Source organism: Xanthobacter luteus, assembly GCF_040049235.1.
Taxonomy (GTDB): Bacteria; Pseudomonadota; Alphaproteobacteria; order Rhizobiales; family Xanthobacteraceae; genus Xanthobacter.
The window spans coordinates 1323498-1335759 of sequence record NZ_JBDZDO010000001.1 but is presented as its reverse complement, the minus strand read 5'-3'; the positions used below and the strand labels follow the sequence as shown (position 1 = coordinate 1335759).

12 protein-coding genes are annotated in these 12262 nt (G+C 68.0%); 2 read left to right on the top strand and 10 right to left on the bottom strand.

What is annotated here, in order from left to right; all coding sequences use genetic code 11:
• The first annotated feature begins 232 nt into the window (after positions 1-232).
• Entirely contained in the window at positions 233-1171 is a 939-nt protein-coding gene (gene gcvA / locus ABLE88_RS06555; protein ID WP_348830634.1) for a transcriptional regulator GcvA, read from the top strand.
• Here the strand turns inward: gcvA and ABLE88_RS06550 are convergent.
• From ABLE88_RS06550 to ABLE88_RS06525, 6 genes are all read right to left on the bottom strand, one after another.
• On the bottom strand, positions 1141-1587 hold the full coding sequence (locus tag ABLE88_RS06550; RefSeq protein WP_348830633.1) for a carboxymuconolactone decarboxylase family protein: 447 nt from the start codon (positions 1585-1587) through the stop codon (positions 1141-1143). The genes gcvA and ABLE88_RS06550 overlap by 31 nt on opposite strands.
• A 151-nt stretch (positions 1588-1738) precedes the next feature.
• Positions 1739-2719, bottom strand: coding sequence for a Bug family tripartite tricarboxylate transporter substrate binding protein (locus ABLE88_RS06545; protein WP_348830632.1), 981 nt, complete (start codon positions 2717-2719; stop codon positions 1739-1741).
• Positions 2720-3079: 360 nt separating this feature from the next.
• A complete protein-coding gene (locus tag ABLE88_RS06540; RefSeq protein ID WP_348830631.1) occupies positions 3080-4360 on the bottom strand; it encodes a TRAP transporter large permease in 1281 nt (426 codons plus the stop codon).
• 12 nt (positions 4361-4372) lie between these two features.
• Complete coding sequence (locus ABLE88_RS06535) at positions 4373-4909, bottom strand: TRAP transporter small permease (protein WP_348830630.1); 537 nt, start codon at positions 4907-4909, stop codon at positions 4373-4375.
• Between the two features lie 52 nt (positions 4910-4961).
• A complete protein-coding gene (locus ABLE88_RS06530) occupies positions 4962-5906 on the bottom strand; it encodes a TRAP transporter substrate-binding protein (RefSeq protein WP_348831101.1) in 945 nt (314 codons plus the stop codon).
• Positions 5907-6116: 210 nt separating this feature from the next.
• Positions 6117-7214 carry a mandelate racemase/muconate lactonizing enzyme family protein gene (locus tag ABLE88_RS06525; protein WP_348830629.1) on the bottom strand — a complete coding sequence of 366 codons (1098 nt, stop codon included), beginning with the start codon at positions 7212-7214 and terminating at the stop codon, positions 6117-6119.
• An 88-nt stretch (positions 7215-7302) separates the two neighbouring features.
• Here ABLE88_RS06525 and ABLE88_RS06520 point away from each other — a divergent pair, with 88 nt between their 5' ends.
• Entirely contained in the window at positions 7303-7872 is a 570-nt protein-coding gene (locus tag ABLE88_RS06520; protein WP_348830628.1) for a GAF domain-containing protein, read from the top strand.
• 2 nt (positions 7873-7874) lie between these two features.
• Here ABLE88_RS06520 and ABLE88_RS06515 read toward each other — a convergent pair whose 3' ends face one another.
• From ABLE88_RS06515 to ABLE88_RS06500, 4 genes are all read right to left on the bottom strand, one after another.
• The gene (locus ABLE88_RS06515) at positions 7875-9245 is read right to left on the bottom strand and encodes an amidase (RefSeq protein ID WP_348830627.1); all 1371 of its coding nucleotides are present in this window, start codon (positions 9243-9245) and stop codon (positions 7875-7877) included.
• Positions 9242-9934 carry a cyclase family protein gene (locus ABLE88_RS06510; RefSeq protein WP_348830626.1) on the bottom strand — a complete coding sequence of 231 codons (693 nt, stop codon included), beginning with the start codon at positions 9932-9934 and terminating at the stop codon, positions 9242-9244. The genes ABLE88_RS06515 and ABLE88_RS06510 overlap by 4 nt, the downstream gene beginning before the upstream one ends.
• 105 nt (positions 9935-10039) lie before the next feature.
• Entirely contained in the window at positions 10040-11242 is a 1203-nt protein-coding gene (locus ABLE88_RS06505; RefSeq protein WP_348830625.1) for an ROK family transcriptional regulator, read from the bottom strand.
• A 206-nt stretch (positions 11243-11448) separates the two neighbouring features.
• Positions 11449-12204 carry a substrate binding domain-containing protein gene (locus tag ABLE88_RS06500; RefSeq protein WP_348830624.1) on the bottom strand — a complete coding sequence of 252 codons (756 nt, stop codon included), beginning with the start codon at positions 12202-12204 and terminating at the stop codon, positions 11449-11451.
• Positions 12205-12262 lie beyond the last annotated feature (58 nt).

Genomic DNA, 12262 nt, shown 5'->3' with positions numbered 1-12262 from the left:
GCGCGCGGGCCGATCCGGCGCCGGCAGGCACCGCCCCGCGGATGCCCTCTGGCGGACAACATTTCCCCCGGCTGAATGACGACGGGCATGAGTAAAATGCTTCCCTCTGGCTCTTTGCCGCGCTCCCACATTTTCCATTGAGTGGGATATTTCGTTGTATATATAATAGTTTGGTGGCGATCGGCGGGGGCCACAAGTCATTTTTCGTCCCGATACCATGTGAGCTAAACTCATGAGCAGGCCGCATCGCCGTCTTTTGCCCCTGAACCAGCTTCGGGCGTTCGAGGCCGCCGCGCGCCACTGCAGCTTCACCAAGGCGGCCGAGGAGCTCGGTGTCACCCAGGGTGCCGTGAGCCGTCACATTCGCGCCTTGGAGCAGCGGCTCGGCTTCCCGCTCTTCAGCCGCACCGCGCAGGGGCTCCAGCTCAGCCACGGCAGCCGCCTGTTCGCCCAGTCGCTGGAGGATGCCTATGGGCGCATCGCCCGCGCGACCGACAACCTGATCGCAACCCACACCCATTCGGTGCTCACGGTGCGCGGCTACACCACCTTCTTCATCCGTTGGCTGATCCCGCGGCTACCGCAGTTCCAGCGGCAGCATCCGGAGATCGAGGTGCGCCTCGTCGCGGCGTCCGACCCGGTGGACTTCGACCGCGACGCCGTCGACGTGGGCATCCGCTACGGGCGCGGGCAATGGCATCATTGGAGCTGCGACCTCCTGTTCCTCGACGAGCTGTCGCCCATCTGCAGTCCGGACTATTTCGCCCAGCGCGACTGCACCTCGCCCCAGGCGCTGCTGCGGGGCGCGACCCTGCTGCACCACAATCTGCGTCCCTACGACTGGGCCGAATGGTGCCGCTGCGCGAACCTTTCGGAAGACCAGCGGGACAATCTGTATTTCGAGGACCTCAGCATCGTCTACGAATGCGCGCGGGCGAACCTCGGCATCGCCATCGGCCAGCGCTCCTATGTGGAGGACGATCTGAGGAGCGGCAGGCTGATCGAGCCGTTCGACACCGTGCTCCGGCGCGACCTCGGCTATTACCTCGTGATGCCTCAAGAGCGCGCGGACGCGCCCAAGATCCAGGTCTTCCGCGAATGGCTTTCCGAGGTCTCGCGCCGGCCTGCCGCCCCCCCGCCTCAGGTGGAGGCGTCCGCGTCCAGCGTGTAGAGATAGGCGGTGTCCAGCGGCTCCAGCGTGGAGAGGTCGATCCCTTCTTCCGCGAACACGTGCCGGGCGATGCGAAACATGTCGGTGCCGGTGGGAATGCCGCAATACTGGGCCACGTGCAGCAGCAACTCGCGCAATTGCGGCAGCGGGACCTTCGTGCGCACCAGCGCGTTGCGGAAATGGTGCTCGAATTCCTTCATCTGGCCCGAGGCCGCCAGCATGGCGAGATTGATCAGGCTGAGCTGCTGCTGCGGGATGATGTTGCGTGACCAGGTGCCGGCCCAATTGATGTTGGTGACGTACATCTGCCAGGCGCGGTCGAATTCGGTTGTGCTTCCCAGGTTGCGGTCGACCCATTCCGCACCCAGAACATCGCGACGGGTCTTCGTCCCGCGCTCCGACAGCAGCGACTTCATCTATTTCCTCCCGATGGCGCCGATTGCCGGCGCGATTTCTTGGCATCCCGAGATTCGCCCGGCATTTTGGGCCGGGCGACTTCGCGGGTGCAACGTCAAATCGGTGAGGCAGGCCGCCGCGCGGTGCGCGCGGCCACGCCGCCGGACGGGTTCAGTTCACGCCGGCGCCCGATATCTTGACCATCTCGGCCCAGCGGCCGGTTTCGGTCGAAACGAAGGCTGCGAATTCCGCGCGCGTGTTGCCGGCGGCCTGGGTGCCGAGCTCGAGGAAGCGTTCCTTGATGGCGGGTTCCGCGAGGATCTTGCGCACCTCGGCCGAGAGCTTGTCGAGGATCGGCTCCGGCACGCCCTTCGGCGCGAACAGGCCCTGCCAGGAGATGCCGACGAAGCCGGGGATCGTCTCCGCCACGGTGGGCACGTCGGGCAGGGTCGGCCAGCGCTGCGGGCTCGTCACGGCAAGGGCGCGGAGCTTGCCGGCCTTCACCTGCGCCAGCGCGGTCGGCATGTTGTCGAAGCTCAGCTGCACGTGTCCGGCCGTGAGGTCCACCGTCATCGGGCCGCTGCCCTTGTACGGCACATGGGTCATCGTGGTGCCGGTCATGGTCTTGAAGCGCTCGGCCAGGAGATGGACCGAGGTCCCGACCCCGGTCGATCCGTAGCTGTATTGGTTGGGGTGCGCGCGCAGCAGGGCGATCAGCTCGGCGACCGTGGTCGCCGGCACGCTGGGATTGACCACCAGCATGTTGGGTCCCATCGCCACCAGCGAGATCGGCTCGAAGTCGCGGATGTTGTCATAGCGCAGGTTCTTGTAGAGCGAGGCGTTGATGGCGTTTGAGCTCACCGTGCCCATGAGCAGGGTGTAGCCGTCCGCGGGGGCGCGGGCGGCCGCTTCGGCGCCGAGCGTGCCGCCGGCCCCGGCGACATTGTCCACGACGACCTGCTGGCCCCAGTCGCGAGTCATGGCCTGGCCGACGAGACGGGCGACCATGTCGGTCACGCCGCCGGGGGCCAGCGGGACGATCAGGCGGATGGGCTTGGTGGGGTAGGCCTCCTCCGCGCGCACGGGGGATCCGAGCAGGAATGCCGCCATTGCCAAGGCGGCAGCCGACATCGCGAACCAGGGGCGGGTCATGTTTCCTCCGTTTTCTTTTTGCGGGCGCTCGTGGTGGCCCTCGTCCGTCGCGGCCGGCCGCGGTGACGGCCACCCCACGCCATCCGGCAACTTTGCGCGCCTGCGCAAGCCGCTTCAAACGACCTTTGCGGCCGACGGGACATGACAAATTGTAATGGGCGCCGTGGCGATATGCGCCGCTGGCGCCGCGCCGGGCAGCGCATGGCAGGGCCGTCGCGCCGCGCCGCGCCGGTGCCGTGGCCCATCTTCTGGTCCACGAAACGGGCGGCAGCGCGCGCCCGCGCCGTTGCGGATCCCGCCATGCGGGATGTCCGCGCCGATCTTATGAAACCGCCTGCGGCTCCGGGGGCGCGCTGGCGCCTATCGGATCGAATCCGGCAGGAACATCACGACCTGCGGAAACAGGATCATGAGTCCCAGGAACACGAAAAGCAGGACGATGAAGGGCATGACGCCGGAGATGACTTCGGAGATCGGCCGCCTGGCGATGCCGGTGACCACATAGAGCACCATTCCGACCGGCGGCGTCACCAGGGCGATCTCCATGTTGATGACGAACAGGATGCCGAACCAGATCGGATCGATGCCCAGTGCCACCATCGCCGGATAGAGGATCGGCACGACGATGTAGATCACCGAGATGACTTCGAGAATGCAGCCGAGGATGACCAGCATGAGCATCACGGCGAGGATGAACATGGTGGCTGACAGATCGAAGCCGTTGATGAGCGACATCAGGCTCTGGCTGACCTGAAGCGTGGTGACGGCGTGGCCGAGGATCACCGAGCACGAGACCAGGAACAAGATCATGCAGGAGGTGGTCATGCTGTCCATGAAGACGGAAAACAGGTCCCGCAGCTTCAGGGTGCGGTAGATCAGCAGGGTCAGCACCAAAGAATACAGCACGCCGACGCCCGCCGCCTCGGTCGCGGTGAAGACCCCGAAATAGATTCCGCCGATGATGACGACCGGCAGAATCAGGGCGCCGCTCGCATACCGGGTCTGCGCCCATCGCTGCGCCCATGAGGCCTTCGGCAGCGGCACGAACGTGGAATCCGTCACCGCCCTCACGATCACGTACGCGACCAGCATCACCGTCAGCACGATGCCGGGAACGAGGCCCGCGGTGAACAGCTTGCCGACCGACTGGTCGGTGATCGCGCCGTACAGCAGCAGCGGGATCGAGGGTGGAATGAGGATACCCAGCGTGCCGGACGCGGCGATGAGCCCGAACGTCAGGCGGCGGTCATAGCCGCGATCGAGCATCGGCTTCATGGCCACCATGGCCATGCTGGCGGCATTGGCGATCGAGCTGCCGGTGATGCTGGCGCCGATGGCGCTGGTCAGCACCGTCGACACGCCCAGGCCCCCGGGTAGGTGCCCGACCCAGCGTGTGACCGCCTCGAACAGGATCTCGGTCACGCCTGCGCGGCGCAGGATCTCGCTCATCAGCACGAACAGCGGGATGGCGGTGATCAAGAAGGAGTTGTTCGCCGCATAGAGGGTCGGCCCGAGCATGGACAGAGCGTGCGGCCCGTCCAGGATCACGGCCACACCGAGCCCGATGATGCCGAGACCGATGCCGATGGGAATGCCCGTGGCGAGCACGAGCAGCAGGACTGTGATCAGCGCGAGGACCATGACCTGCTCCCGTCAGACCGGCAGGACGGGATCGGAGCTGAAGGTCGCGGCCTCGCGGCGGACAAGACCCAGCCGGACGAGGGCTCGCGCGAGGAATTCGAGCGTCAGCACGAGAAACGACACCGGAATGATCGATTGCGGGATCCAGAGCGGGATCCGCAGCTCCCCCACGCTGACGGCGCCGAGGATGTTGGACAGTTCGACGAAGCTCACCCCGGAATGGACGACCAGCGCGCAGAAGACGGCCGCCACCAGATCGGTGGCTGCGCCCAGGCCGTCGCGCACGCGCTTGCTGAGGCGCGCGGTGATCAGGTCCACTTCAAGATGCCCGTTCAGCCGCAGCACGTGTCCGGCGCCGAGAAAGGCGATCGCGATCACGCCGTAGATGGAGAATTCGTTGCTCCAGATGGTGGCGTGGCCCAACAGGTCGCGCGAGATCACTTCCCACGTCACCGAAACGAACACGCAGGCGAGCCCGCCGATCGCCAGCAAGGCCGCGGCCAGGGAAATCCAGCCGATCGCCCGGTCCAACAGGTTCAACATCGCCATCCCTCCCGCGCGGCGCCGGGGGCACGGCAGGAACCCTGCCGCGCCCTGCCGCTCACAGACCCTTCACCCATTTGACGAGGGCCATGTCCTCGGCATCCGCACGCTTGCCCCAGCTGGCATAGACCGGCTCGAGGATGACCGCCCACTTCTGCTTCTGCTCGGGGGTCAGGATCGTCACATTGCCCTTGGTGCGCAGGAACTCGGTGCTCTTCTTGTCGCGCGCGATGGATTCATCGACGCTCCAGAGGAAGGCCTCCTTTCCGGCTTCGAGCAGCGCCTTCTGGTTCTTTTCCGAAAGCGAGTTGAACTTGGCGAGATTCATGTTCATGGCGAACACGCCGAACGCCACCTGCGCCACGGTGGTCTCCTTGCCGGCCTCCCAGAGCTTGCGGGAATCGATCGAGGACACGCCGGTGATGGCGCCGTCGATGGTGCCGCTCTGGATCGCCAGATACATCTCGCCGGGATCCATGGTCACCGGCGAGGCGCCCAGAAGCCGCAGGGACTCGGAGGCCAGCGCGCCGTAGCTGCGGATCTTCGTGCCCTTGAAGTCCTCGGCCTGCACCAAAGCGCGGTCGCGCATGGAGAAGTCGAACAGCGACCCGAAGAACATGACGCCGAGCGGCTTCATGCGGCGCTTGGCCATTTTCCTGGTGTAGGCTTCGAACAGCTGGCCACCCGGCGCCCAGGCCTTCGCCGCGTGTCGCGCGTCGCGGAACAGGAACGGCAGGTCGTTGAGTTCGGAGATGGCGTCGGCGGTCCAAACGTTGGTGAGATTGTCGCCGATGTCGAGCGCCCCGGACGCCACGGCGGTGGGAATGTCGTGGGCCTTGTAGAGCTGGCCGGAAGGATAGACCTCGACCTTCACCTGGCCGCCGGTCTTCTCGGCGACGAGCTTCGCAAACAGCTTCTGACCATCGGTCATGTGGTGGGATGCGGGCAATGTGCCGGCATACCGCAACGTGACCTCCTGCGCAGAGGCCGACGACACGGCCATCGCCGCAACGGCAACAGCCGCAACCACGTTCATCGCGTGCCTAAAGTCCATGACGGGGATCCTCCGCAGGGTTTGGATACCGACGGCAATCAAATGCGTCACCGCGCGGGGCGTCAAGGACGGAATGGGGCAGGCAGGCTTACTTTGGCGCGATTTGCAGCCTTCTTGCGCAGACGTCCAAAATATCTGCAGCGGATGGCGTCCGCTTAGTCAGACCGGCACCATATGGCGCCGGATCAATTGTGCATCGGGAGCGACGCCGAGACCCGGCGTGGTGGGCACCCGCGCCGCGCCGGCCGCCGGCAGCGGCTCGTGGACGACGTCGGCGGCAAGATATCGGTGGGTCAGGCTGACGCCCCAGCTGGCATCATGGGCCAGCGCCGCCAGGTGCAGGCTCGCGGCGGAACCGATGCTGGTCTCGGCGATCTTGCTGGCCACCACCGGGACCAGACGGTATCGGCGCATCAGGTCGATGGCGGCGACCAAGCGCCCCAAGGGGCCGAACTTCAGGGCCTTGAGGCCGGCGCCGCCGATCGCCCCGCTCTGCGCGTAGGCCTCCAGATCGCCCAGCGCGTGCAGCCCCTCGTCGAGGCAGAGCGGCGTGCGGGACGACTGGGCCAGCGTGCGAAAGCCGGCGTGGTCCGCGTCGCCGACGGGCTGCTCGAGATAAGCGAGGCCCACGTCCGTCGCGGCGGCAAGATAGGCGGCGGCCTGGGCGACGCTCCAGCCCATGTTGGCGTCGGCCGCCAGATGCGCCTGCGGCCCGATCGCGTCGCGGACCGCCTGTGTGAGGCGCATGTCGGCGGCGATGTCGGCGCGTCCCACCTTGATCTTGAAGTGAGTGAAGCCCTCGGCCTTGGCGCGCGCCACCTCCCCGATCGGATCGGAACTGCCGATCATGGCGATCAGCGGGACGCGATCTTGGCGGCGGGGACCCAGGAGTTCATGGAAGGGAACGCCCCTGCGGCGTGCCGCGAGGTCGCCGAGGGCGATGGCGACGGCGGCCTTGGCCCCGGTATTGCCGCGGATGGCCTGATCGAGGCGCTGCTCCAGGGCCGGCAGGCCGTCGCAGTCCTGGTCGAGCAGCGCCGGCGCGATGCGCTGGCGCACCGCGGCGGTCATGCCGGCGAGCAGCTCACCGTTCATGGTGGGGGCGCTGGCGCTCTCGCCCCAGCCGCAATTGCCCTCGGAATCGCCGACGCTCACGATCAGATTGTGCGCGGCGGCGATGGTCTCGCTCGCCAGCGTCATCGGCGCCCGCAGCGGAATGGCGACGGGGAAGGTGTCGATGCGGACGATGGTCGCCATTGCCTCTCCGTTGCCGCTGCAGCTTGCATTTCCGGCCAGTTCGTTACAGACAGTAACCAATAGCGGTCTGGTTTGAAACAGGTGGCCCTTGGACAATCACACGGATGCACTGATCGGCATCGGCAGGCTGGCGCGCGAAGCCAGCTTCGCCGACGGGCCGGAAGCGGCGCTCTGGGTCGTGACCCGCGCTTTGCCGTCCTTCTTCCTCGAGCGCAACGACGGCGCCCAGCCGGCGACCGCCTGCACGGCGTTCATCCTGACGCCCGACCGGCGGTTTCACCTCATCACGGCGCCGGTCAATTTCGCCAGCGACCAGCATCACGAGAAGGTGGCCCTCGAGCTGGGGCATCCCGGCCATGTGGCGGCGACGCAGCAGCCGCTGATTCTCGCCAATACCGGCCACCACACCAGCTTCGTGAAGATTTTGCAGACTTTCCGCGCCGGCTCGGCGATGTTCGCGCCGCTGATGTGGGGCAATGCCTATCTCGGCTGCATGATCTGCGCGAGCGCGGCCCAGAACACCTTCCGCGAACGCGATCTCATCGTGCACCAGGCGTATGCGTCGCTGGCCTCGACCCTGTGGCTGGCCCATGGCGGGCCGGCCTGGCTCGCGGCGCTCGACCTCGACATGCTGCCGGAGCGCAGCGCGCCGAGCTGAGCTCATAGCGGCGCCAGCTGCTCCCAGGGGCTTTGCTGCTGGAGGGCCTGCGCCAGGGCGATCAGGTCCTCCTCGCCGCCGGCCGGCGCGACGAGCTGGATGCCGATCGGCAATCCGTCCGCCGAGGGGCGCGCGGGAACGCTGATCGCGGCGAACCCGGCCAGGTTGACAAAAGTGGTGAAGACCGCCGAGGCCCGCGCGGAGGCACTCTGCCCGTCGATGGTCGCGGGAAAGGGCTCTTCCCGCGGCCAGGGCAGCGCCGCCGCGGTCGGCGTCAGGAGCATGTCGAGCCCCTCGAACAGCGCCTCCAGACGGCGGCGCAGCGCCGCCACCGCGTCGAGCGCATCCACATAGTCGGCGGCCCCCAGCGCCGCGCCGGTCTGCGCCAAAGCGGCGATCGGCGCGGTGACGCGCTGCTGCCAGTCGGAAAACCGCCGCACCGTCCGCGCCACGCCGGCCGCGGCCAGGGTGCTGAACAGGGCGTTGACCGCGTCGGGATCGTAGGGTGCCGGGATCGTGCGCACGCTGTGGCCGAGGCGCTCCAGGTGGCCGATGGCCTGCGCGTAGCTGCGGCGGACCTGTCCATCGAGCGGCCAGCCGGGCAGGTCGCTAAAGGCGCCGATCAGCCGTGACCGGCCGGCCGCGTGAGCCGTCCGGCCGGGGCGGGCGATGCAATCCATGACCGAGCGCAGGTCCTCGGCGCTGCGCGCGATGACGCCGATGGTCTGCAGATCGCCGGTGAGGGCGGGAAAGCCGGCGCCCCGCGGGATCCGCCCGATGGAGGCCTTGAGGCCGACGCACCCCGCATGGCTCGCCGGCCGCCGGGTCGAGCCGCCGGCATCGGTCGCGAGCGCGATCGGCGCGATGCCGGCGGCGACCGCAGCTACGGCGCCGCCGCTGGAGCCGCCGGGCGACAGGCGCGGGTCCCAGGGATTGGCGGTCGAGCCGAACAGCGCGTTGGAGGTGAAGCCGGCCAGCGACAGCTCGGGCGTATTGGTCTTGCCGAGGATGATCGCGCCCGCCGCCCGCAGGCGTGCGACCGGCAGATCGTCTTCCGGCGCCACGAAATCCGCGTAGAGCCGGCTGCCCCAGGTGGCGCGCAGCCCGCGCACGAACAGATTGTCCTTGATCGTGACCGGCACGCCGTCGAGGTCCGACAAAGGCGCCCCGCGCCGCCAGCGCGCGCGCGACTGCGCGGCCGCGGCCCGCGCGCCTGCGGCGTCCGGCGTGACGACCGCCACGAGCGCGCCGTTCACCGCGTCGAGCCGGCCGAGGCAGCTCTCCAGCGCCGCGACCGGGTCGGTCTCGCCTGCGGCATAAGCCGCCGCCAGCTCGGCGGCCGTGAGGCGCCAGGGAGCGCCGGTCGGGCTCATTGATCGAGGATCGCCACCGCACGGATCGGGCTGCCGGTGCCGCCGCGGATCTTCAGCGGAAAGCCGATGAACCGGAACCGCCCCTTGCCGATCAGGGCCTCCATGTTCACGAGCCCCTCCACATGGGTGAAGCCCATGTCGCGGCAGACCATGTGGACCTCGAAATTGTTCTTGCCCGGCCGGCCGGGGCTGACCGCCTCGACGCCGAACATGGCGATCTTCTTCGCCCCCAGCCACTCGGCGGATTCCTTGGTCAGGCCGGGGAAGTCGGTGAGATAGCCGGGCGTGTCGTAGCAGCGGTTGTAGAAGTTCATGTGCAGCAGGACCATGTCCCGCGGCCCGATGGTCACGCCGGCCGCCTTCTCCGCAGCCTCAAGATCGGCGATCGAGATGTCCGACTTGAGCTCCTTGTGCGACAGGTCGAGGCAGACCGCTTCGAGATAGAAGTCCTCCAGCGGCAGCTCGTGGATCGCCTTGGCGCCGGGCGCGGCGTTGAAGTGCACCGGCGCGTCCACATGCGTGCCGGCATGGTCGCCGATCGCCAGGGACAAGGTGGCCGAGGAGAATTTCACGCCCTCCGCCTCGCGGATCTCGTCATGGGTGCTGTAGGGCGTGATGACGATGGACGGATGGTTCAGGAGCCGCGGCATCTTGTGGTAGATTTCGCGGCTGAGATCGACGAATTGCATGCGGCCACCCATTTGGTTGCTGGCGACAATTAAATGGGAAAACCGCCGGCCGTGCAAGGCCGCGCAACGCCGTCCAAGGCCGGGCGAGGTCGAGGCCGCGCGCCTTCAGGCCGCGAACAGGAATTCGGCCAAGGCAAAGATTTCCGCGGCGCGCGTGTAGCCGGTCTGCGATACGTGGACCTCGGGCGCCACCTGATGGACGCGGCCATAGGTCTCCATGAGGCCGGCCCGCACCCCGTCCACATAGGCGCGCGCCTGGGGCATGGGTCCGGCCAGCGTCACCCGCTGGGGCGGCATGACGCTGCTGGCCGGCGCCAATTGAAGCCCGAGCGCCATGCCCGCATCGTGGAACAGGCTGGCCCAGGCGGGATCGCCCTCGTTGGCGCGCCGCACGGCATTCACGATGGCGGTCATCTCGCGGCTGACATCGTCGCCGTCCGTGGGCGGCATTGCGTGTTCCACCGAAAGCTGGCGCAGCAGCGCATGGCCCGATGCGAGCGTGGTCAGGCAGCCGATCGCGCCGCAGCCGCACCGCCTGCTGGAGCCAGGCACGGGGGTATGGCCGAGCAGACGCTCATCCTGCGTGCTGCGATAGGGCCGGCCATCGATCATCACGCTGGCGCCGAGGCCGAGGGCGATGTGGACGAGCATCTCCACGGCCGGTTGGCCGGGGGCGGAGTCCTTGCGGTGGTAGGCTTCCGCGCTGTTGATCGCATTGCCGATGGTCTCGATGCGCACCGGAATGCCGAGGGCTTGTTCCAGCGCCGGGCCGACGGACAATGCGGTCAGGGATTTGATGGAGGAGACGAGGACCGTGCCACGGCCGTGATCGACCGCCCCCGCCGTCACCACGCCCATGCCCAGCACCCGCTCGCGCGGCAGGCGGGCGGCGCGCAGGATCTTGCGCGACTGGTCGGCGATGTAGCCGACCACCGCCTCGCCGTCGAGATTGAGGACCTCCGCCAGCGGTTCGGTCCGGATCGCCTCGCCGGCGAGATTGACGAGGCTGAGGGTCTGTTCCGAGATGGCGAGGCAGGCGGACAGCACGTAGGCGCCGCCGGGATTGAGCTCGAGGCCGATATGGCGCCGTCCCGGCCGCGAGACAACGATCTCGCCCACCTCCCGGATCAGCCCCTGGTCGATCAGGTCGCGGCTGATGCGCGAGACGGCCGCCTCGGTGAGGTTGATGCGTTTGGCGATCTCCGAGCGGGAGATTCCCGATTGCCGCGCCACCTCGCGGACGATGTGGGTCCGGTTGTTGGAACGGAGAATCTGAACTCCGACCGGTTCCGGCCGCGGATTGATCATCAAGGCCTCGATGTTGGATTCGGCCGCAAGGCTACCGCGGCAGCCGCCGCGCGCAACTCATTCCCGTGCGCGCGGGTGATCGACGGCCTGCCGCCGGCGACATTCCGGCGGCGCAACGTCGCGCGGCGCCCGCAGGTCGTTTGGCCCCCGCGGCAAGCGGCAAGCGGCAAGCAGTTGATGGAGACGCGGGCTTCGGTCGATCAGATTCACTGGCCCAAGATGCGCTCCACACAGTCCGCAAACGCGCGCGCCTTGGCGCTGGCGAGACGTCCTGTCGGGAACACGGCCCACAGATCGACCGGCGGAAGCTCCCAGTCTTCCAGCACGCGCCGCACTGCGCCGGTCTCCAGCTCGGGTGCGAACATCCAGTCGGAATTGACCGTCAGCCCCATGTCGGCGAGCACGGCGGCGCGGATGCCCTCCGCCGCGCTCAGGCGCACGCGTCCCCGCACCGCGACCGAGGCCTCCGTGCCGTTCCGGCGAAAGGTCCAGCTGGCGCCGAGCTGGCTGTAGACGATCGCCTCGTGGATCGCGAGATCGGCCGGAGCCAGGGGCGTGCCCGCACGGGCGAGATAAGCGGGCGTGGCGAGCACCGAGCGCCGCCCGCGGGCGATGCGCCGGGCGATGGCGGCGGAATCGGTGAGCTCGCCCATCCGCAGGGCCAGACCGATGCCCTCGGAGACGAGATCAATGACCCGGTCATCGAGCAGCACGTCGATTTCGATGTCGGGATGACGGGCGAGGAATTGCGGCAAGCGCGGAACGATGAGCAGGCGCGCGAAGGTGGTCGCCGCCGAGACGCGCAGGCGTCCCGACAGGCCCGCGCCGGCGCCCCGCGCTTCCAGTTCGGCGGCCCACGGCCGGATCGGACAGCGCAGCCCATGCCGGGTTCTGGCGCGACGGCGATGATCAAGAGCGCAGTGTCCTCGTCCGCCAGCCGGATCCGCCGCGGGTTGGCGCACGTGACCGGCCAGAGCAGGCCGACATTGCGAACAAAACAAGAATCTGCAAGGCTGGTCG